Source organism: Olivibacter sp. LS-1 (assembly GCF_008245145.1).
Lineage (GTDB): Bacteria > Bacteroidota > Bacteroidia > Sphingobacteriales > Sphingobacteriaceae > Olivibacter > Olivibacter oleidegradans.
In genome coordinates this window covers 4125620-4147489 of the sequence record NZ_CP041643.1, presented here as the reverse complement: position 1 = coordinate 4147489, position 21870 = coordinate 4125620, and the positions used below count along the sequence as shown (strand labels likewise).

The window sequence follows — 21870 nt, the reverse complement described above, 5'->3', positions numbered from 1 at the left end:
TTTAATGAGTTTCTTATTTCTTTGTAAAGTTAGGTAAAATGAGCAATTGTTTGTGGGAGCTTTAGCAATGTTCTTTTTTATTGATTTTTAAGCTAAAAGGAGACATTTTATGAAGAAAATTCTTATTCCGACTGATTTTTCAGGCCAATCATTGGATATTCTGACCGATTATCTTTTGTCTTGCAATGAAAAAGAGGTATCTGTTTTATTCTTTAGCGTAGTGAAACTTTCTGATTCTATAACTGATTTGTTGCTTTTGTCGAAAAGGACTAAAGAAATAGAATTGATCCCAAGATCGTTCGAAAATTATTGTAGATGTATACAGGATGAGTTCGAAAGGATTAAAGATGTAAGATTTGAATACTTTTACGGGAATACAATTGCACTTTTTAGAAACTTTTTGGATGCAAACCGTATCGATGAAATTGTTTACGATCCTTCTATTGAATTACAGATGATTACCAAGGAGAGTTCCGATCCCATTGATCTAATTGAAAGGTGTAAATGGAATAAATGGGTTCCATCAAGAAAGCAGATGGGCAGTAAATTAACCGAGGAGGAGAAAGCAATTTATGCTCGGGAATTAGAAAGAGCGCTCCTATAAATCAAAAAACTTAAAGAATTTACTTATGCTACTGAAAAACAATATACCCATAGGATACGTGCTTGGTAAAGTAAAATACGACAGCGCGCTGGTTGCCATATATGCCATTGTTGTGACGGTTTCACACCAACTGAACATATTTAATTTTGACATTCCAATAGGAGGAGTGCCTGCGATTCTTGGAACGGTTATTTCCTTATTACTGGCTTTTCGTTCAAATCAAGCTTATGATCGTTGGTGGGAGGCCCGCATTGTTTGGGGAGCTATCGTAAATGATTCAAGAAGTTTCGCAAGGCAGGTTATTACATTTATTGGAAATCTTTACGATTCAGGAAGCACCGGCGAATTGAAAGAAAGACTGATTAAACGTCAAATCGCATGGAATTATGCGTTAACGAAGTCGTTGCGGAAACAAGATCCGTATAAAGATATCAAAAGGTTATTATCCGAATCTGATTTTGAGTTTGTCAAGGCTTATGACAATGTACCTAATGCTTTACTTAAGTTGCAAGGCATGGACATTAATAGGGCGACAAATGAGGGGCTTTTAAACCAATTTCAACAGATTGAATTAGAGAGAACCTTAATGAAGCTGACCGATTCGATGGGGAAATGCGAACGCATAAAAAGTACGGTATTTCCTGAAACGTATACACTATATATACGTTTGGCAATTTATCTATTCATTACGGTGCTGCCATTCAGCCTTTTCGGTTTGTTCGGATATATATCTATTCCTTTGGTTATCGCCATCGGTACGTTGTTCCTTTTAATAGAAAAGATGGCTGTACATTTGCAAGATCCATTTGAGAATAAGCCGACGGATACGCCTATGTCTACCATTTCCGCAAAAATCGAGCGGGATTTAATGCAAATGTGGCTTGATGATCGAATGGAAGATCAGCGAGATGAAGCGAAAAATGCAGATCGAAAAATGTTCTATATACTTTAATTAACCTAACTTTTATCCGTTAAAAAAGCCGGTAGAGATTATCTCTACCGGCTTTTTAACTATAATCGCCATAGCCTATTATTTATAAGCGAAGACATCATCCAATTGGGTGCTTTCTGTAAAAGTTAAGTCAAGGTCAATCAACCTGCCTGTTTCCAGTTCAATAACCATACCGTGAACAGCTAAATCGTCCCTTTCCTTCCAGGCGTTTTGGATGATGGTTGAGGTGCAGAGATTAAATACCTGTTCTGCAACATTCAGTTCAACCAAGCGATTCACCTTAGCAGTAGAGTCGGTAATAGCATCGATTTCGCCTTTATGTAAGCGATAAACGTCTTTAATATGGCAAAGCCAGTTGTCAATTAAGCCAAACTGCTTTTGACTAAGAGCAGCAGCCACGCCGCCGCAACCATAGTGCCCTGCAACGATAACATGTTTAACCTTTAATACATTTACTGCATAGTCCAATACACTCAACATATTCATATCCGAATGAATACACATATTTGCAATATTTCTATGCACAAAAACGTCTCCCGGTCTTGTATGCGTGATTTGATTTGCCGGTACACGACTATCTGCGCAGCCGATCCAAAGAATCTCAGGACGTTGTCCCTTGGCTAATTCTTTAAATAAGCCCGTTGTATCGCTTGCTACTTCATTAACCCATGCGTCATTTCCTGCCTTAATTCTATTAAATGTTTCTTCTAAAATGGGATTCTTAAAAGCTTTGTTCGACATATTAAATTTGTTTTATTGGTTTAATCTTTTTTTTTCTTGTTCTTGGTTGTATTTTCTTAAATAAATGATGGATATTCGGCGCTTCTCGTTTATCATACACATCGATCAATTCGACGCGTTTTCCCGAACTGAGCGCATTTTGTTCAAAGTCTTTGATTACTTGAACAACATCTTTGTCTATGAAACGGCTACCGGTTCCGTCCACGATAATATGCGTTACATCTTTCGGCAAATTATATAATGATTGTTGAATAGCTGCCTTATTTAGAAAGGACACTTCTTCAGATAAGTATACTTTTATTTTTTTATTTCCATTGCTTTCCTCCAGGTCATATCCAAAAGGATTGCGCATATTGTTACGTAAGATATAGAATATAGCCACTACCATGCCAATACCGACCCCTTTTAATAAATCAGTAAAAACAATTGCTAATATCGTAACAACGAACGGAATAAATTGATCGAGCCCTCTTCGGTACATGCGGGTAAATAGGGGGATTTTGGCTAATTTGTATCCGGTAACCAATAGTATGGCCGCTAAGCAGGCGAGCGGTATCATATTAATAATGGCAGGAATAATTAATAGTGCCAATAGCAACCAGAAGCCATGAAACATCGCGCTTTGCCTGGTCTTTCCGCCGGCATTAACATTTGCGGAAGACCTCACAATTACGGAAGTCATTGGAAGGCCACCTAACATACCGGTTGTCATATTTCCAATTCCTTGCGCAACCAACTCCCGATTAGTAGGAGATACACGCTTATAGGGATCTAGTTTATCAACCGCTTCAATGCAGAGAAGTGTTTCCAAACTCGCAACAATAGCAATTGTAAATGCAACTATCCAAACATCATAGTTTACGATCGCAGTGAAATCAGGGAACTGAAATAAGCCTAAAAATTCATTAAAAGAGTTAACAACCGGTATCTCAACTAAATGTTTTGGGTCAATTTCGAGCTTGCTGCCCTTAAAGGCGATATTAAGCAATACGGCGAAAACAACGACCATAAGAGGCGCCGGCACTATACTCAGCTTTTTAAGTTTTGGCCAGTAGATTAATACTAGGAGGGATAAAGCCGTTATAATAGTAGCACCTAAATGGATCGCTCCGAAAGCGGCTTTAATAGCTAATAACGTGTTGTCTCCGTCTAATTGCTTGAAGCTTTCATCTCCAAAAAAATCAGCGTCATATCCCAATGCATGGGGTAACTGTTTAAGGATAATGGTTATACCGATGGCAGCTAACATACCTTCGATAACTGCTGAAGGGAAATAGTTGCCGATGGTTCCTGCTTTAATCATACCAAGAACTAGTTGTATCATGCCCGCCAAGACTACAGCTAATAAAAAAACATGATACGAACCTAACGACTGAATAGCACCGAAAACAATAACCGTTAAGCCGGCGGCAGGGCCACTTACACTTAATTGCGAACCACTAATAGAGGCTACTACGAGTCCTCCGACAATTCCTGTCAATAGACCTGCAAATAAAGGTGCTCCCGATGCCATTGCTATCCCCAAACAAAGGGGTAAGGCAACTAGGAAGACGACCACACTTGCGGGTAAGTCGTACTTTAAGTCTCTTTTGGCAACTTTAAAAAATGCTGAAAAACGTGTGCCTAGCATAAAATTTTAATGTGTTAGATAAATGATAATTATTTGTTGTTTTAAGCAAGTATATGTTATCCCTACAATACAGCACCGAATCTTTATTATTGGTTATACGATTATAAAGAGCTGATTGTGGGAGTATATCAGTCCTTTACTAGCTCGCATAACCAATAAGGTATGTGGGTGCTATAGCTTTAGGAAAAATTAATTTGGGAATTACTTGTTTAACAATTTGGAGGCGGCGTTGGGACAGAAGGGTAGAATGACTTTACGCTGATGTCATCATCTGTAACATATTGCTTGATAGCTAAATAACGTAAAGGAGTCATGAAAATGTCCCAATTAATTACCGTTGCGAATTCTTTGCTGAAATTTTCAATATTGGTGTCGCCACAATTAGATTTACCGGAGTGGTTTTCAATCTCTAATTGCAAGATAACTGCCATTACATGTTTGCTATCGTATAAAGAAGCATATATAGGTGCGATTGAAATAGCCATCTTCAAAAAGAAGATAGAAAGAAAAAGAGCGCTATATACTTTTCTGATCCTTTTCGTTCTCATGCTATTTTAAGTTGGTAATTTCATATTATACCTGTCGCTAAAATAAACAAAAAACATTTATATATGATTTTAATGAATAAAAAAATTACGAAAGTCAGACAAAGTTAGGGAGTTTAAAAACTAAACCAGACAGGCTTTGTTTTTCAGTCGTGATCTTCATATGATCGATATTAATAAGACACGAGAATCATCGGCCAAAGCAAAATAGCTGGATGATAAAGGCTTTTGAACGCAAGCTCCTATGTCAGTACTTAAAGCGAGGGCAATGAAAATGAGCTTTATGAAGCATTAAGGGTAAATTTATTTTTAGGTGAAATGTATAAATTACCTTGAGATTATTCAATAAAAAAGGCGACTTTTGCAGCAAATAGAATTTTTATGTAAAAACTTTACTTGAGGGCTTTTGTATGGAGAATAACCTGGACACTCTGGTAGAACAAATAGAATTATTGATTGCCGAAGGTGATAAGGAACAGCTACAAGAATATCTGGATAGCCTAAATATATCCGAGGTAGAAGATCTCATCGACGAACTGCCCGAATATGGTTCTACATTTATTGAGACGCTCAGTATCAATAGAGCGGTTAATGTCTTTAGGATTTTAGATTTCCCTACGCAAGAGCGAATTATAAAGAAACTATCCGGTGCAAAAATAACTGAACTGATCAACGAGTTGCCCCCGGATGATCGAACAGCTTTCTTTAGCGAACTTCACGGCGACGCCGTGAAGAAGATGATTATATTAATGCCGCCTGAGGATAGAAAGGAGGCTCTGACATTATTGGGTTATCCCGAGGATAGTGTAGGTCGATTGATGACACCGGACTACGTAACGGTGAAACAAGACTTTACCGTGGCGCAAGCACTGGAACACATACGTAAATATGGGAAAGACTCCGAAACCATTGACGTCATTTACGTGATAGACGATAAAGGCGTGTTACTTGACGATATCCGAATCCGCGAAATACTTTTGTCCGCTCCCGATGTAAAGGTTGCCGATCTAATGGATAATCGATTAATCGCCCTTAATGCTTTCGATCCACAAGAAGAAGCTATCAATATATTTAGGATGAACAACCGGGTGGCTCTACCCGTAACTGATAAGCAGGGAATTATGTTGGGGATCGTGACGGTGGACGATGTGTTGTGGATAGCTAATGAAGAGTATACTGAGGACATACAACGGATGGGGGGGTCCGAAGCGCTGGACGAGCCTTATTTGGACGTATCAATTTGGCATCTGGTAAAAAAACGGGCTCCATGGTTAATGGTGTTGTTTATCGGTCAGCTATTTACAGCTACCGTTATTGAAAAATATGAGGTACAATTGGCGACAGCCGTTGTATTGATGACCTTTGTTCCTTTGATTACTTCAAGTGGAGGGAATACCGGTTCGCAAGCTTCTGCTCTTATTATCCAGGCGATGGCTATGGGAGAGGTTAATCTATCTGATTGGTTTAGAGTCTTTAAAAGGGAATTGATATCCGGTGTCATATTAGGCGTTATCTTAGGTGTGCTTGGCTTATTGCGGATATTCGGTTATCATCTTTTCGGCGAATATGGGCAAGACTGGTTTTTAATCAGTATGGTCGTAGGCCTATCCCTGGTAGGAGTGATATTATGGGGTTCTTTGGTTGGCTCCATGCTTCCCTTTATTTTAAGAAAATTGGGAGCCGATCCCGCCACGTCATCGGCTCCTTTTGTTGCTACTTTAGTGGATGTTACGGGGTTGGTCATCTATTTCACCGTGGCGACATCGATTCTAAAGGGTACGCTGCTTTAATCGATTATTACTTTTTCTTTTTATAGGCCAGGTAAAATACCTGTGGTAAAACAACAAGGCTCAGTATCATGCAGATTAAGAGCCCCCCAACGATCATGATGGCTAAGGGTTTCTGTATTTCAGAACCCATTCCCTGAGAAAGGGCAGCTGGTAATAAACCTAATGATCCCATAATAGCAATCATAAACACCGGTCTAATTCGGTCATATACTCCTTCCGAAATAGCATTTGATAGATCTTTGCCTTTGATTAAATTGCTTTTCATAACTGAAATAAGAATAATTCCATCAATTGTTCCTACACCGAACAAAATAATGAAACCAATACCGGCAGAAATACCAAAAATGGTTCCTGTTAACCATAAAGATATGAAGCCACCAATAAAGGCAAAAGGAATGGTTATTAACGAAATGAGTGTATCCTTTAAGTTGCCAAAGTTTAAGTACAAAAGAAAGGCTATTAGCAGCAGAGACACAGGCACTATAACGGCCAGTCTACTTAAAGCGCGTTGTTGGTTTTCAAAATCACCCGCCCACTCTAATCTGTAGGATGAGGGGAGAGACACTTGTTTCGTTACCTTATCCTGTGCTTCTTTAATTGCGCTGCCCAGGTCACGTCCCCTGACTGAAAAGCCGACGGCAATATAGCGCGAGTTCCCTTGCCGATAAATAAAGGCAGGGCCTGAATGATACCCGATGTCAGCAATTTCGTAGAGCGGAATTTTAGCATTGTCGATTGAGGGAACTAAAATATTTTTAATCTGTTCTTCTGTATCCCGAAAGGGCTTATCATAGCGTACGCGAATATCAAACATCTTTTCTCCGTCATAAAAGGTAGACGCCGCCTTTCCTCCAATAGCCATTTCAACAACGGCTTGTGCGTCACGCATGGAAACACCGTATCGTGCCATTCTGGCCTCACTCAAGCGTATTCTTAATTCCGGTAAGCCAATATTTCTAAAAACTAATAGATCTTCAATCCCCTTTACCTGATTCAGGCTTTTGGCGATACTATCCGCAATTTGTTCTAATTTGTATAGATCATCACCGTATACTTTTGCCACTAAAGAACTCTTAACACCGGCAACATACTCCTCCACATTATCCATAATGGGTTGGCTAAAGCCGAAATTAATCCCCGGATAAACATTAAGCGTTGCTTCCATCTCTTCCAGGAGGTCTTCTTTCGTTATGTTTTTTCGCCATTCGTTGTCGTCCTTTAGCTGCACGTGAAATTCTATATTGAAGAAACCCGTTGGGTCCGTTCCATCGTTAGGTCGTCCTGTTTGTGTCAGTATAAACTTCACTTCCTGAAATCTTCTCAATTTTTCTTTCATTTCTTTGGTTAAACGTACCGATTCGTCGAGATTTACGCTATTTGGTAGGGTTGCTCGTATATAGATGGCACCCTCATTCAATTCAGGTATGAATTCTGTACCAATTTTGGTAAAGCCGATGCTGCAAATTGTTAAAAGCAAAGCAAATAAGAACAAGGTTGTTTTGATATGCCTGTGGGCAAATTGATAGCAATTGAAAATGAGCCGACGAAAGAACTCGGCAACGGGATTGTGCCGATCCACCACATGGGTATTCAATAAGAGCTTGCACATGGCCGGAACGTAGGTGAGCGATAATAAAAGCGATCCTAAAAGTGCATAACCCAAAGTGAAAGCTAAGGGTGCAAACATCTTGCCTTCAACTTTCTGGAAAGTGAAAATCGGCATCAGTGCGATGATCAATATAATTTGGGCAAAAAGGATAGATTTTGCGACGCCCTTTGCGTTTTTTCTTATAATGCCTCCTTTAGCAATTTTGTTGAAGCGTTCCATTCCCAATAGCTTCGCCTTTTTGTCGAGACTTACATATACGTGCTCTACAATAACCATCGTACCTTCCAAAAGTAATCCGAAATCAATAGCACCAATTGAAATTAAATTGGCGGGTAAACCCTGGATCCTCAGCATCAAAATTGCGAACAGAAACGCCAGTGGGATGACGGAAGCAACGATTACGGTTGTACGCCAGTTAAATAGAAATAAGAATATGACAACGGATACCAGTACAATACCTTCAATCAAGTTATGCGTTACAGTATCTACCGTTTTCTCCACAAGATGCGTGCGATCGTGAAAAGCTTCAATTTTAACACCTTTCGGCAGTATACGATCGTTTAAATCCTGTATACGTTCTTTCAATCGTTCAATAACTTCACTTGGGTTTTCGCCCCGTAACATCACGACGATGCCTTCGATCAGGTCGTCTTGTTCATTTAATCCGGCCTGACCTAATCTTGGTTTGCTGCTAATCTGGACGTCGGCCACATTTTTTACCAGTACGGGGACCCCGTTTACATTTTTTATCAATATACTGGCGATATCACTTACCTTGTCAAGTAAACCAACGCCCCGAACCACATAGGCTTGATCGCCCCTTTGAATGACATCGCCTCCCACATTAATATTGCTCTTTTCTACCGCATCATATACATCAAGAGCCGTCAAATTATAGTTTGCTAACTCAGCGGGATTAACTCTTATTTCAAATATCTTTTCCTCACCACCGAAACTAACAATGTCTGCCACGCCATCTACGGATAAAAGTTCTCTTTCAATAACCCAGTTTTGCAATGCAGATAACTCTCTAATCGGAATCTTTTTTTCACTTTTAATTACATACCTAAAAATCTCGCCGGTTGCCCCATAGGGCGGCTCTATTTCTGCTTCAGCCCCTTCGGGTAGATCAACAGCACGCAACCGGTTGGCTGTATACTGTTGGGCGTAAAAGTCTTCTATATGATCTTTGAAATTGACAGTGATCACAGATAGGCCAAAAAGTGATATGGAGCGGACTTCTGTTTTACCGGGAATGGTGTTCATTTCCTTGCTTATCGGCAAAGTAATGAACTTTTCTATTTCTTCGGCGCTTCTCCCGGGCCATTGCGTGATGATCCGTGCACGTGTATTGGTAACATCAGGAAAGGCCTCTATAGGAGTATGTTTATACGCATAGACGCCGGCGGCTATCAAGAGGGCCACAAAAAAGAAAACAATCAGTTGATTCTTCAGTGAAAAACCAACAATCTTCTCTACAAGTTTAATCATTTGAAATAAAGTATGAGTAGGGGATAGCGCTTAAAATAACTTAGAACAAATTGTTATCTTCCGATCAATCGGTTATAGATTAATAAACTGTTTTTACCAATAATACGATCACCGTCATGAAGGTGGTCATCAGACACATAATAATAATGATTGTCTTCATAGCTAGGTGTAAAATCCACCACCTCTAAATCACAATCGTTATTGTATTTAATAAGATGATACGCTTCATTATCAAAAATAACGGCGTTATGTGGAATGGCCATGCTGTGAACTTGATGATCTAAGTAAACATCAATGGTAGCCATCATTTCCGGTCTTAATAGTAAGTCTTGATTGTCTAGCTCAATAATGGCTTTCAGAACACGTTCGTTTGGGTCCACTACATTGGAAATACGATTAATAACCCCATTAAAATGCTTGTTTGGATAGGCTGTTGTTTCTATATTGACAGATTGTCCCCTTCGTACACTACTAATATTGCCGGTATACACGTTAGCTTTTACCCAAACCCTACTCAAATCGCCAATTACAAACAGCGGTTCTCCTCCCGCTTCTATCTGCTGACCATTTACAATATTTTTCTCCACGATGTACCCATCATTCTTTGAGCGGATAACCAGTACTCCTTTTTCAATATTGCCACCAAAGATATCTAAGCTTGCTTTGGTCTTTTTAATTTCGAATTGTGCATTACTTACATCAGCCTGTGCCTCTAAAATTTCTTTATCCGAAGCTACGCCATCGGCATATAAATTTTGGGTTGCGCTTAATTGTCTTTGTGCAATTTTTAATTTTAGTTCGGCTTCATTCAAACCGGCAACCATATCATTCAGGTCTGTGCTGCTTATTTCAAGTAATATCTGACCTTTCTTCACATAGTCGCCAAGGCTGAATCCCACATGTTGCACCACACCGCTTAATAGCGGTACAAATTTGTAAACTTTATCTTCGTCATAGCTAACACTTCCGGTAAGTTTGAGAATTTCCTTGTTTTCAACGCTTGTTCGGATCGTCTCGGTTGATATTATTTTTTTAAGATCATCGTTCAAACAGGTTTTTTTTATGTTTTCTTCTTCTTGACCTCCATTGCTTTCTTTACTTGAATTACAAGAGCTTACACCTAAGGCTATAATGAACGAAATAAATATTATACTTTTTCTCATTAGAATGAATTTGTTTATGTATCACCTGTTTAAGGTACTTATCTATAAATGCTATTTTCAGCGCCGAAGCGCTTTGAATAAACTTGGTTAATATGTTAGTTGAAGCTTACTTTCTCATACCTATTCAATTTTTCCTATCCAGCTACAGATCCTTGCCAATTATATAGGTCAGTTCGCAAGCCTGTAATTGAATATCCCTTTTCGTTTTGTAGTACAATTGTTTATTGCTTTTAAATGAATCGAAGAGATCAAGAAATTCAAGCAGGCTCAGGTTGCGGCTGAGTAGATTATTGGCGATAGATGATTGCATTTTTTCTAACTGAACAAGGTAATTGGCATCGAAACTTCTATAAAGCTGAATCCGCTGGCGGATGTTTTTGTAGGTCTCGTCCAGCTGATTGCGAATGGCGTTTCTCTTTTCCTCCGTCAACTGCTCCTGCTTTTTCATCTCAATTGTGGCATACTTAATATTGCCTTTGTTTCTATCAAACAAGGGTAAATCGAACGAAATACCGGCACCGAAAAAATTGAACATCGTAGAACCATTGCGATCATAGTTTAAATTAACAGTCAGGTCTGGAATCCTTTTTGCTTTTTCAACAGCCAATGTAGATGATGAAACTTCTTTTAGACTATTGGCAATCTTAAGTTGACTGTTATGATGATCAGCCATTTCAAGCAATGCCGTATAGGGCATATCGGACCATTTATTAATCGTCTTTTCGTTAAGTTTATTGTCATTTAGTACAATGAAGGTAGAACCACTAATGGCCATAAGCGTTTTTAGATTTGATTGCAACTTATTGCGTTCTTCGCTAGTTTCATTAAGTTCACTGAGCAGCTCAATTCCAAGCGCCTTGAGGCGTAGATAGCTGGCTTGCGATATATTTCCTTCCTGCAGTTGCACCTCCTGTGCCTTTACTAGCTTGTTAACGAGCTGTGCTTGTCGTTCCAGATCCGAAAAAGTTTCCTGATTAAATAATAAATTAGCCAGAAGCGCCCTAAACTCTACTTTTAATGATTGTAAAAAATCGATGAACGTATTTTCCGCTAATTGTTTATTGCTGACTTCAAGGCTTATGTTTTTCTTTCTTTTCCTAGCCGTTAAGATCAATTGTTCGAGTTGTACGGTAAATTGTTGATTGCGCGCAAAGCTTCCGAATAGAGGCGGAATGGATTCGGATGTAGAATTGCGATTCAAGTTGATTTCATCAATACTCAAGTTTGGGTTTGGCCAAACTTTCGCTTGCAGTATCAAAGCATTTGCCTGATCGATATTTAATCGTTCGGCTATCAATGATAAGTTATTGCGAAGAAATAGCTGTTCCGCTTCTTCGGGATATATGCGGAGCGTATCCGGTTTTATCTGTCCGTAAGAGACGCTACAAATGGAAGAAAGAAAAAATATAACCAATAGAATAGGTGTCTTTGCCGTCATTATCATTCATTATAATGCAGCAAAGATGAGGCACGCCTTATTAGGAATACTTTATAAGTATATTAGAGTTAGATTAAAGTTGTGGGCCTTTTGAACTTTCCCTTACGATTAGTAAGGGGTCAAGCTTGATTCTTTGCGGGGCCATTTTATAAAAACTTCCCTCTTTTAACATCGTCAAAAATAACTGTGCTGTCTCTTGTCCCATCAAATGCGTTTGTTGATCAATGGTTGAAAGAGATGGCGTAACCAGACTGCCGAAAGCTTCGTTGGCAAAGCCTATTACACCTACTTCTTCCGGTATTCTGATCTGTTGTGATTTTAACTGCTGTATAACTCCCATAGCAGTAAAGTCTTCTAGTGTAAAAATAGCATCAAAGTCGATGCCTCTGCTTGTCAACTCCTTTACACAGTCTTTACCGAAATTCAGCGATAAGTTGCCCTTAAGAATTAAATCCTCGTTAACGGGAATATTATAGGCTTTCAAAGCATCTAAATAACCTTTTAGACGTTCCTTAAAAATGGATAGATCCCTTGTTTCTGTAATGTGGATGATCTTTTTATACCCAGATTGGATGAGGTGTTCTGTTGCCATATAGCCACCTTTGTAATCGTCTATAGTAACGGACGGTGCATTCAATTGATATAACGCACGATCGAAAAACGTAAGCGGAATATTTTTCGAGATAATTTCCTCAAAGATGGTACTATCTTCACGGTCGATAGCAAATGAGGTAATGATGCCATCAACACGCGAATTAAGCAGCGTTTCAATACCTTTGTCCTCTTTTTTATAGGATTCCTGCGATTGGTATAAAAGTATCGAATATCCATGTTGGTTCATAATAGATTCAATACCATGTACCACTGAGCTGAAGAAACTAACGTCCAACGAAGGGACGAGGACACCGATGATATTACTTTTGCCCGAACGTAGCGAAGAGGCAATCTTGTTTTTACTATACCCTAGTTTCTCGGCTGTCTTCTTTACAGCTTCTTTTGTTGATTTACTAATAGCAGGATGATCATTTAAGGCCCTTGCAACAGTTGAAAATGTGATGTTCAGTTCTTTGGCAATATCCAGTATAGTGACTTTCTTCATTCGGTAATATAATATTTAAACTTGGGTTGCCGGAACTAGACCACCAAAGCAAAGATCCACGGCTATTATAGAAAATATACGAAATAATTTATCAAACATAGAAAAAATGAAGGTGATATGCAATTTTGCTATATAGCAGCGGGCGATATCATTGTGAAGCCAAAAACAATAAAATAATACGCTGCCTATTGCAATTTTCATTCTTTAGTTCTATTTTTATGCCAACGTTAGCATTAACCTAAGTAAACTGGAGATCTATGTTATTATTAGGAATAGATATTGGAACATCTGCTATTAAGATATCAGTGGTAGACGCTGACAAGCAAAGCTGTGTCGCCTCGTTAAGATATCCCGAAGAAGAGGAGACAGCGATTTTAACTCCCGAGGCAGGCTGGGCGGAGCAATCACCCGATATGTGGTGGGAGCATGTTCAACAAGCGATCCGCTCATTAAACAATCAAAAATGTTATAACCCGCAAGATATTAAGGCTATTGGTATTGCTTATCAAATGCATGGATTGGTCATGGTTGACAAAGCGTTAAATAATCTTCGTAACGCGATTATCTGGTGTGACAGTCGGGCTGTTTCAATAGGAGAGAAGGCTTTTCGTGCATTAGGAGAAGAAGCCGCTCTTGCTAGCTTGCTCAATTCTCCCGGAAATTTCACCGCTGCTAAATTGGGATGGATAAAAGAATATGAACCAGTTCTATATGATAGCGTATATAAAGTAATGCTTCCAGGCGATTATATTGCCATGAAATTAACAGGAACCATTACGACAAGTATTTCAGCTCTTTCTGAAGGGATATTTTGGGATTTTCGGAACAAGCGATTATCCAAAGAACTTATGGACTATTTTGGCTTTAGAGAAGATCTAATACCAACAGTGGCACCCCTTTTCGGGGAACACGGCAGGCTTAGCAAGGAGATAGCCGATAAATTGGGTCTTGCTGCCGGTATTCCTATAAGTTATAAGGCAGGAGACCAGCCTAATAATGCATTATCCTTAAATGTTTTAAATCCGGGAGAGGTGGCCGCAACGGCAGGCACATCCGGCGTTATTTATGGTGTAAGTGACCAACTTGTTTATGATCGCCTCTCGCGTGTGAATACATTTGCTCACGTCAATTACGGGTTAGATGACCCGAAGGTTGGTGTATTGCTTTGTATAAACGGCACGGGGATTTTAAATAGATGGGTTAAAGAACAATTCGGAAAGGGACTTGATTATGAGGATATGAATAGGCTGGCTTCGACAGTTTCCTTAGGAAGCGATGGACTTAAGATACTGCCATTTGGAAATGGTGCCGAACGGATTTTGGAAAACCGTATACTTGGTGCGCACTTAGCCAATCTGGATTTAAATAAGCATCAGCGTGAACATGTATTTAGAGCTAGCCAGGAGGGAATTGCCTTTGCTTTTCGATATGGTCTTGATATTATGAGAGAGAACGGTATGTCTCCCGAGGTGATACGTGCGGGTAAAGCTAATTTATTTTTAAGTGACCTATTCACACAGATTTTTGTGAACGTAACGGATACCCCCGTCGAACTTTACAATAACGATGGCAGTGTTGGAGCTGCGCTTGGAGCAGGTATTGGTGCCGGCGTTTTTAATTCATCGAAAGAGGCTTTTCAAAACGCAAAAGCACTTAGGGTAATTGAACCAAATCCCAACTGGAACTATGAGGAGGAATATGGTCAATGGCTGCATCTATTAGAGAATCAACTGAAATAATGTATTATAATAAACTAATAAATAGATATCATATGTCAATTATTATTGGAGAACGCGAGTATTTTAAAGGAATCGGACAAATAAAGTATGAAGGTCCGGAAAGTGATAACCCATTAGCTTATCGTTGGTACGATCCTAACCGGGTAGTAGGAGGTAAAACCATGAAAGAGCATCTTCGCTTTGCTGTAGCCTATTGGCACTCATTCAACGGAACGGGTTCGGATCCTTTTGGTGGTCAAACGCATGTGTTTCCGTGGGATGAGCACGCAGACGTAATTCAGCGGGCAAAAGACAAAATGGATGCCGCATTTGAGTTCTTTACCAAAATTGACATGCCATACTATTGCTTCCATGATGTAGATGTAGTGGATTATGGAGATAATGTTATGGAAAATGAAGAACGTCTACAAAAATTAGTCGCTTATGCAAAAGAAAAACAACAGGCTAGTGGCGTAAAATTGCTATGGGGGACGGCTAATCTCTTCAGTCATAAACGCTATATGAACGGCGCTGCAACGAATCCTGATTTCCATGTAGTGGCACACGCGGGCGCACAAATCAAAGCGGCGCTCGACGCAACAATCGCTTTAGGTGGTGAAAATTATGTCTTCTGGGGTGGTAGGGAAGGTTATATGACCTTGCTGAACACGGACATGAAGAGGGAACAGGAGCATTTGGCGAAGATGTTACATATAGCAAAAGACTATGCACGTTCGCAAGGTTTCAAGGGCACCTTCTTCATTGAACCCAAACCTTGTGAACCTACAAAACATCAATATGACTACGATGCCGCGACTGTTATAGGTTTTCTACGTCAATATGACTTGTTAAATGATTTTAAGCTAAATCTGGAAGTGAACCACGCTACCTTAGCAGGACATACTTTCCAGCATGAGCTACAAGTAGCTGCGGATGCGGGATTATTAGGTTCCATTGACGCTAACCGTGGCGATTACCAAAATGGATGGGATACGGATCAGTTTCCGAATAATATCAACGAACTGGTGGAATCCCTGTTGATCATTTTAGAGGCGGGTGGTTTTGCTGGAGGCGGTATTAACTTTGACGCTAAAATTAGACGAAACTCAACCGATCCGGCCGATTTATTCTACGCACATATCGGTGGCGCAGATACTTTTGCACGTGCTTTATTAGTGGCAGACAAAATTTTGAAAAACTCTGACTATACTAAAATAAGAAGAGAGCGCTACCTTTCTTTCGATAGCGGTGATGGCAAAGCCTATGAGGAAGGAAAGCTATCGTTAGCGGATCTTCGAAACCTGGCGATTTCGCTTGGTGAACCGAAAGCAATCAGTGGTAAACAAGAATATTTGGAGAATCTGATTAATCGGTATATTTAAAAATGTACTCGGAAACCCTGCCCCATAAGCAGGGTTTTTGGTTTGCTCAAAAAAATGTAATATATTGAACCCTCAGTATTAGAAAAGCCAACAAAAAGTAAAATTTGGAATGAAACCGAGACGTAAATAATATTGACACATAGAGCAATATTATTTACGCGAGCTCTCATCAGCAATTAAAAAAAATAATAGATGAAAACAATTAAAGGACCAGGCATTTTTTTAGCACAATTTATTGGAGAAAATCCACCATTTAATACCCTAGATTCTATTTGTAAGTGGGCTAAAGATTTAGGGTTCAAAGGTATACAAATTCCCACATGGGCGACTTCTTATTTCGACTTGCAAAAAGCCGCTGAAAGCAAGACCTATGCTGATGAAATAAAAGGGCTTGTAAATAGTTACGGTTTAGAGATTACGGAGTTATCAACCCATTTACAAGGACAACTGGTAGCAGTGAATCCCGCATATGATAAATTGTTTGACGGCTTTGCTCCGGAGAAGTATCATAATAACCCGAAAGCTCGTACCGAATGGGCGGTTCAGCAGCTCAAATATGCAGCGAAAGCCTCACAGCATCTTGGCCTTACCGAGCATGCTACTTTTAGCGGTGCCTTGCTGTGGCATACCGTGTATCCTTGGCCGCAACGCCCTGCGGGTCTAGTGGAAGAAGGCTTTAAAGAGTTGGCTAATCGATGGTTACCCATCTTAAATACATTTGACGAAGCTGGTGTTGATTTATGTTACGAAATTCATCCGGGGGAAGACCTACATGATGGTATTAGCTACGAGATGTTTCTAGATAAAGTCGATAACCACAAAAGAGCTTGTCTTTTATATGATCCATCTCACTTTGTACTTCAATGCTTGGATTACCTAGCCTATATAGATCATTACCATGAGCGTATTAGAATGTTTCATGTAAAAGATGCCGAATTTAATCCAACAGGTAAACAAGGTGTTTATGGAGGATATCAGGGTTGGGTTGAACGTGCGGGTCGATTCAGGTCGTTAGGCGATGGTCAGGTAGACTTTAAGTCAGTGTTTAGTAAACTCACCGCGTACGATTTTAGCGGATGGGCTGTTATGGAATGGGAGTGCGCACTAAAACACCCCGAAGATGGTGCTAAAGAAGGGGCTAAGTTTATTAGTGAACATATTATTCGAGTAACGGATAAAACATTCGATGATTTTGCTTCTACCGGGGTGAATGAGAAACTCAATAAAGAGATACTAGGAATCCGCTAGATCAAAGAGTAGGAGGTCGTCTAGAAAGTAGTTTCCGGACGACCTCTTACTTAGATTTAGAAACTGCAATTAAATCCGAGATTAAACCACCGTCCCGGCAGCGGAATAGCTGATGCTTCAATATAGCTCGTATCGAATATATTATTGGCGTCTAAGAACAGTCTGTAATTCTTCCAGTTATAGCTCAGTTTTACATCTGTTAAAAAATAATTTTTATAACTTATCCGCTCAACAAAACGTTCTGATATACTGAATGATATAGGTTCTGATCTAAAGCTTAATTGCAGTGCTGCTTGATGCCTTAAACTCTCAATGGCGTATTTGGACATAACAGGATCCCGGTAAACTGCCTTTACCTTGGGATCTAGGTAATTATAGGCAAGACCGAGATACCAGTTACTATTAGCGAGGGTGCTCAATTGCCAATTGGCATTTACATTAAAACCCTGCACTTGATTTTGCATAAAATTGGAAGCACGCCAACTTTCATCGGTGTTAGCCCTTGTCCAATCAATAAAATCAGTTATTTTCCTGTAAAAATAACTGATGCTTACAAAACTACGCTCATTGTTATATTTTAATCCCCCTTCTGTATACCAAGCATTTTCGGAATTTAAATCAGGATTACCAACGTTGCCTCCACCATTGGTGTAAAGATCGGTGAAAGAAGGAATTCGCTGTCCCGAACCCGCGTTGATATAGAGACGCCAATGAGGAGCTAATTTATAGCCCAAGTCTAAGCCAGGGTATACCTGCCAGCCGAAATGTGTGTTATAATTCAAATAGGCGCCGATATTAGCTGTTAACCGTTCCGAAAATTCAGTTTTATACTCAGCGTACAGGCCATAGTTATTTCGTTGTCGATCACCCATATTCGTACTGATGAGAAATTCATTTCGCAACTCTATACCTAATCCTAATACACCCCTTCCTGTGCCATAGGTAGCATTGAACTCTGTGTTAACTACATGAGAATGGTGTAAATTTCTGAACAAGCTTAAATTATATTGGTTGTAACGATAGTCGTCATAATTATATCGATAACTCAGTCGCGGTGAAAACTTCCATCGATTTAAAGTGCTGCTGGTAAACCCAAGCGAAAAAAGGGCGGTTTGTACAATCTCCTTTGCTTCTTTGTCATTTGGCGGAGCGTAGAAAGCATTGGCTCCAAAATTATTATAGGTATAGCCTCCCATGAGGTTCCACAGTCCCTCATGATGGTTTTTTATCTTTCCTTGATAAAAAATCTTGCTGTTATTGTAGGGCGTATTATAACGATATCCATTTCCGGAATCATGACTTCCATATACGAGATGCGTCGCAGTACTATCTGCGAATCCGGTGCCCAATTGGATAGTGCGTCCGTTATAAAGGCCGCTGCCTTCTTCCTTGCTTTTTAAACTGGAAGCGAGTTGGACAGTTCCCTCGTAGAAATCGTTATCAGGTGTTCGGGTGACGATGTTAATGGCTCCGGTTAAACTATTTATACCATAGACACGAGCCGCTGGCCCACGGATAACTTCCACTCGTTCTATGGCTCCGATAGGAATTGGGATATTCATGGAATGGTGTGCGGTTTGTGGATCATTTACTTTAATACCATTGATCAAAATCATCGTTTGCTCGAAAGTACCCCCATCAATACTGATATCCGCTTGTGCACCCCACGGACCTCGCTGTCGAACATCCACACCGGGTATAAAGCTGAGCAACTCACTAACCGAACGCGCAGGTAAATTCTTTATTTGCTCTTTCGTTAGGATATTGATATTTCTGTTTTGTTCCGAAAAAGGTGTCTGAAGGCGATTTTCATTAATAATCACTTCATTTAGTGAAGTAGTTACGGTATCCGTGTCAATAGATGATAGGGGCGATTGTGCTAATAGGGCCTTTGTAAAGAGGCAAAAGACTATAAACGTAAAAACTCTCATGACAGCTAGGTGTTTTTAAAAGTGCTTCTTCCGGTTTCTCATAGTAGAAACCGGTGCAAATTAAACAGCTATTACGTTAGATTAGGTAGTCCGGTTTTAATATTAGAGGTAGTCCGGATTACTTATTGCCATTCTTCCCTGCCAAAGGCTTTACCATTAGGGGGGATGCTATCTTTTTCGGGATTAACCAGGTGGCGGCTATCAATTTTTAAAAGATTTTCCAGATCGGGCTGCCCGGCATCGATCCATGCCGAATACCAGAAACTGCCGGTAGCTAAGATTGATTTCCTCATCTGTCTTTCTACCATTCCGCCCAATGATCGATGATAAGCTGTTGAGTAAGAACGGGAATAGACCCTTTCCAATGTACGTAGCCGGTTTTCATAGGTGTATTTTTTTTCCTTGGGATGCCGATCGTTAAGCGTAGATTCCAAAGTCAACACGCTGTCGACGAGTAAAAAACTTTGCTGGACGATTCTCCAAGCCTCATCTAGCGGATCTGCAACATACCGGGCACGGCCGACAATAAAATTATATTGATGAGCAAACAATTCAGGAAGACGGCTTTCCCAGAACGCGTGGATCCCGACTTGATTGGTCAATTGACCATTGTAATTGTGCGTCGTATGAAGTGGAACATGTGCGTCGGCAATATAGTGCCCCAAGTCAGCAGAATATCGTAGAATCTTCGAAAGTTCGCCATCGCTAAAGGCTTTTGTTAAAAGACGGTAGGTTCGATCGATCTGCCAAGGCACAATACCATGGCTGTTGAGCGTATCCTCGCCGTACTTTGAGACGGCTTCCGACCAATGCTTCGGTAAACTATCAAATGGATGGCTTCCATAAGCATCGATGTCAATATAGTGTCGGGCCGCCTCGTATTCATTGGCATATCTTCTTTTGTCAGCATCCACCGCGTGTTCACTTAAATACAACAGATGTTTTTTGTAAAAAGGAGCCAATTGGCTTGGTAAAGTGAAAACGGCTAAGCGATTGATCTCTCTGTGGGCATAAAAGCCCCAAGAACTTAAGAAAAATATGGTTGTACAGGCTAATAAAAATGTCAGGATACGATTCATAAGCAAGATTCGTTTCAAACTCTTTTTAAAACTTTTTTGTAATATCCAAATCTTAATTCTATATTTGCAGTCCGAAAAAAAACATTAAGGATTAAAGGCTAAAAAATGGCAAACCATAAATCTTCAATTAAAAGAATTAGAGCTAACGCTGCGAAGCGTTTAAGAAATCGTTACCAAGCAAAAACAACGCGTAACGCTATTAAGAAATTACGTGCGACAACTTCGAAAGAAGAAGCTGCTACTTTATTACCTCGTGTAATATCAATGCTAGATCGTTTAGCAAAGAAAAACGTGATTCATAAAAACAAAGCATCTAACAATAAGTCTAAATTGACGAAGTTCGTTAACGGTTTAGCTTAAGATATATAGTTTAAGATTTTTGGGGTTGGGATTTTTTCCACAACCCCTTTTATTATTTGGTGTCCCTTTCACGAATTTCCTTCAATATACCATCCAACTTTTTTGGATCTTTAGCATAAGGTTCTAAATCAATAATAGCAACTTTTCTAAATTCTATTGGATGGCTTTCGCTTTGCAGGGAAAAATATCCGCTGCTCAGCAATTTCCCATCTTGTTTCACTTTAGGGTCGTAATTGCTAACGCCACCACCATTTATCGTCGGCTTGGTATAAACCATTACGGTATCACGATTGATGATATGTTTGATAATGGAATCACCGAGCACTAGCACATCCGCAGTAACCCATTGATCACCGGCATAGGTCTTTGAATTAGAGTTCAAACAATGAGGCGTATATTGCTCATTTTTATAAACGACCTCGGTACCCGGCGTGCATAAATTTCCGGTGCTTCTTTCTTCTTTTCCATTCCCGCCAAGAAGTTGTGCTTCAAGAGAAATCGGAAAGTCTTGATCTTTTAACATAGTATGAGGTTCCTGCCCATGAAGCATAATACCGCTGTTTCTCCAGGCCCAACCTTCACCGCCTTTTGCTTGCTCACCAACAAATCGATATTCAACTCTTAACAAATAATAAGAATACGGTTTATTATAAAAAATATGTCCGTACTGTTGGTCGAACTGATCATATCCTTCGTAGCCTACCTTGATAACGCCATTTTCCACCCGAAACGTGTTAGCATAATTTTCGCCAACCTCATGTTTGGCAATCTTTACCGTCCAATCATCAAGGTTTTTTCCGTTGAATAAATCAACCCAAGACGGTGTTTCCATTTTTGCTTCTTTCGATTGAATGTGTTGACAAGCCGATAGCGTTCCGCCGATCAATGCGCACATTCCTAACTGTAGTAATTTGTTCATTGCTTATAATTGCGTAAATTAAGGCCTAAAATAGTAAACTTAGATGAATTTGCTACTATAAGATTTGGGTTTTAGCTATCGGGAGGAGGAGAGAGGATTTCCAACCGAAATTTACTATCTTAGTCCTATAAATTTCACTGAACCTGAAAATCTTTTTTAAACCTTAGAATT

The 21870-nt window shown here is 39.7% G+C and carries 17 protein-coding genes; 7 read left to right on the top strand and 10 right to left on the bottom strand.

All coding sequences use genetic code 11. From position 1 onward, the window contains the following. Window positions 1–109: 109 nt before the first annotated feature. Window positions 110–604, top strand: a complete 495-nt coding sequence (locus tag FKG96_RS17035) for a hypothetical protein (protein ID WP_013667226.1) — start codon at window positions 110–112, stop codon at window positions 602–604. 25 nt (window positions 605–629) lie between these two features. Beyond that, a complete protein-coding gene (locus FKG96_RS17030; protein WP_013667225.1) occupies window positions 630–1556 on the top strand; it encodes a bestrophin family protein in 927 nt (308 codons plus the stop codon). 78 nt (window positions 1557–1634) lie between these two features. Here FKG96_RS17030 and FKG96_RS17025 read toward each other — a convergent pair whose 3' ends face one another. The 3 genes from FKG96_RS17025 to FKG96_RS17015 all read right to left on the bottom strand — a co-directional run bounded on the left by FKG96_RS17025 (window position 1635) and on the right by FKG96_RS17015 (window position 4475). Next, window positions 1635–2297: a carbonic anhydrase gene (locus tag FKG96_RS17025; RefSeq protein ID WP_013667224.1), complete on the bottom strand. Its 663-nt coding sequence runs from the start codon at window positions 2295–2297 to the stop codon at window positions 1635–1637. Window position 2298: 1 nt separating this feature from the next. After that, the gene (locus tag FKG96_RS17020) at window positions 2299–3927 is read right to left on the bottom strand and encodes a SulP family inorganic anion transporter (RefSeq protein WP_130855782.1); all 1629 of its coding nucleotides are present in this window, start codon (window positions 3925–3927) and stop codon (window positions 2299–2301) included. A gap of 209 nt (window positions 3928–4136) precedes the next feature. Next, window positions 4137–4475: a hypothetical protein gene (locus tag FKG96_RS17015; RefSeq protein ID WP_013667222.1), complete on the bottom strand. Its 339-nt coding sequence runs from the start codon at window positions 4473–4475 to the stop codon at window positions 4137–4139. Window positions 4476–4882: 407 nt separating this feature from the next. On the opposite strand from FKG96_RS17015, the gene mgtE reads away from it, so the two are divergent. Further along, window positions 4883–6262, top strand: coding sequence for a magnesium transporter (mgtE, locus tag FKG96_RS17010; protein WP_013667221.1), 1380 nt, complete (start codon window positions 4883–4885; stop codon window positions 6260–6262). A gap of 7 nt (window positions 6263–6269) precedes the next feature. Here mgtE and FKG96_RS17005 read toward each other — a convergent pair whose 3' ends face one another. From FKG96_RS17005 to FKG96_RS16990, 4 genes are all read right to left on the bottom strand, one after another. Beyond that, window positions 6270–9362, bottom strand: coding sequence for an efflux RND transporter permease subunit (locus tag FKG96_RS17005; RefSeq protein ID WP_130855783.1), 3093 nt, complete (start codon window positions 9360–9362; stop codon window positions 6270–6272). A gap of 53 nt (window positions 9363–9415) precedes the next feature. Beyond that, entirely contained in the window at window positions 9416–10525 is a 1110-nt protein-coding gene (locus tag FKG96_RS17000) for an efflux RND transporter periplasmic adaptor subunit (RefSeq protein ID WP_130855784.1), read from the bottom strand. A gap of 142 nt (window positions 10526–10667) precedes the next feature. Next, window positions 10668–11963, bottom strand: coding sequence for a TolC family protein (locus FKG96_RS16995; RefSeq protein WP_165446954.1), 1296 nt, complete (start codon window positions 11961–11963; stop codon window positions 10668–10670). 73 nt (window positions 11964–12036) lie between these two features. Further along, window positions 12037–13062: a LacI family DNA-binding transcriptional regulator gene (locus tag FKG96_RS16990; protein ID WP_130855786.1), complete on the bottom strand. Its 1026-nt coding sequence runs from the start codon at window positions 13060–13062 to the stop codon at window positions 12037–12039. A gap of 257 nt (window positions 13063–13319) precedes the next feature. On the opposite strand from FKG96_RS16990, the gene FKG96_RS16985 reads away from it, so the two are divergent. The 3 genes from FKG96_RS16985 (at window position 13320) to FKG96_RS16975 (ending at window position 17410) form a co-directional block, all read left to right on the top strand. Next, the gene (locus FKG96_RS16985) at window positions 13320–14801 is read left to right on the top strand and encodes a xylulokinase (RefSeq protein ID WP_130855787.1); all 1482 of its coding nucleotides are present in this window, start codon (window positions 13320–13322) and stop codon (window positions 14799–14801) included. A gap of 32 nt (window positions 14802–14833) precedes the next feature. Further along, a complete protein-coding gene (xylA, locus tag FKG96_RS16980) occupies window positions 14834–16162 on the top strand; it encodes a xylose isomerase (RefSeq protein ID WP_130855788.1) in 1329 nt (442 codons plus the stop codon). 192 nt (window positions 16163–16354) lie between these two features. Continuing rightward, on the top strand, window positions 16355–17410 hold the full coding sequence (locus FKG96_RS16975) for a sugar phosphate isomerase/epimerase (protein ID WP_130855789.1): 1056 nt from the start codon (window positions 16355–16357) through the stop codon (window positions 17408–17410). A gap of 56 nt (window positions 17411–17466) precedes the next feature. On the opposite strand, the gene FKG96_RS16970 is transcribed toward FKG96_RS16975, so the two are convergent. Both FKG96_RS16970 and FKG96_RS16965 read right to left on the bottom strand, forming a co-directional pair. Next, on the bottom strand, window positions 17467–19341 hold the full coding sequence (locus tag FKG96_RS16970) for a TonB-dependent siderophore receptor (protein ID WP_149105721.1): 1875 nt from the start codon (window positions 19339–19341) through the stop codon (window positions 17467–17469). A gap of 122 nt (window positions 19342–19463) precedes the next feature. Next, on the bottom strand, window positions 19464–20420 hold the full coding sequence (locus FKG96_RS16965; protein ID WP_242627171.1) for a zinc dependent phospholipase C family protein: 957 nt from the start codon (window positions 20418–20420) through the stop codon (window positions 19464–19466). 105 nt (window positions 20421–20525) lie between these two features. On the opposite strand from FKG96_RS16965, the gene rpsT reads away from it, so the two are divergent. Continuing rightward, complete coding sequence (gene rpsT, locus FKG96_RS16960; RefSeq protein ID WP_013667210.1) at window positions 20526–20780, top strand: 30S ribosomal protein S20; 255 nt, start codon at window positions 20526–20528, stop codon at window positions 20778–20780. A gap of 52 nt (window positions 20781–20832) precedes the next feature. Here the strand turns inward: rpsT and FKG96_RS16955 are convergent, their stop codons facing one another. Beyond that, entirely contained in the window at window positions 20833–21699 is an 867-nt protein-coding gene (locus FKG96_RS16955) for a DUF1080 domain-containing protein (protein WP_130855792.1), read from the bottom strand. Window positions 21700–21870 lie beyond the last annotated feature (171 nt).

Bases quoted from the DNA above. Each gene is read 5' to 3' on its own strand.
- FKG96_RS16990 (WP_130855786.1), bottom strand. From the start codon at position 13,062: ATGAAGAAAGTCACTATACTGGATATTGCCAAAGAACTGAACATCACA.
- FKG96_RS16955 (WP_130855792.1), bottom strand. From the start codon at position 21,699: ATGAACAAATTACTACAGTTAGGAATGTGCGCATTGATCGGCGGAACG.
- rpsT (WP_013667210.1), top strand. From the start codon at position 20,526: ATGGCAAACCATAAATCTTCAATTAAAAGAATTAGAGCTAACGCTGCG.
- FKG96_RS17015 (WP_013667222.1), bottom strand. From the start codon at position 4,475: ATGAGAACGAAAAGGATCAGAAAAGTATATAGCGCTCTTTTTCTTTCT.
- FKG96_RS16965 (WP_242627171.1), bottom strand. From the start codon at position 20,420: ATGAATCGTATCCTGACATTTTTATTAGCCTGTACAACCATATTTTTC.
- xylA (WP_130855788.1), top strand. From the start codon at position 14,834: ATGTCAATTATTATTGGAGAACGCGAGTATTTTAAAGGAATCGGACAA.
- FKG96_RS16970 (WP_149105721.1), bottom strand. From the start codon at position 19,341: ATGAGAGTTTTTACGTTTATAGTCTTTTGCCTCTTTACAAAGGCCCTA.
- FKG96_RS17020 (WP_130855782.1), bottom strand. From the start codon at position 3,927: ATGCTAGGCACACGTTTTTCAGCATTTTTTAAAGTTGCCAAAAGAGAC.
- FKG96_RS16995 (WP_165446954.1), bottom strand. From the start codon at position 11,963: ATGACGGCAAAGACACCTATTCTATTGGTTATATTTTTTCTTTCTTCC.
- FKG96_RS16975 (WP_130855789.1), top strand. From the start codon at position 16,355: ATGAAAACAATTAAAGGACCAGGCATTTTTTTAGCACAATTTATTGGA.
- FKG96_RS17025 (WP_013667224.1), bottom strand. From the start codon at position 2,297: ATGTCGAACAAAGCTTTTAAGAATCCCATTTTAGAAGAAACATTTAAT.
- FKG96_RS17035 (WP_013667226.1), top strand. From the start codon at position 110: ATGAAGAAAATTCTTATTCCGACTGATTTTTCAGGCCAATCATTGGAT.
- FKG96_RS17000 (WP_130855784.1), bottom strand. From the start codon at position 10,525: ATGAGAAAAAGTATAATATTTATTTCGTTCATTATAGCCTTAGGTGTA.
- FKG96_RS17030 (WP_013667225.1), top strand. From the start codon at position 630: ATGCTACTGAAAAACAATATACCCATAGGATACGTGCTTGGTAAAGTA.
- mgtE (WP_013667221.1), top strand. From the start codon at position 4,883: ATGGAGAATAACCTGGACACTCTGGTAGAACAAATAGAATTATTGATT.
- FKG96_RS16985 (WP_130855787.1), top strand. From the start codon at position 13,320: ATGTTATTATTAGGAATAGATATTGGAACATCTGCTATTAAGATATCA.
- FKG96_RS17005 (WP_130855783.1), bottom strand. From the start codon at position 9,362: ATGATTAAACTTGTAGAGAAGATTGTTGGTTTTTCACTGAAGAATCAA.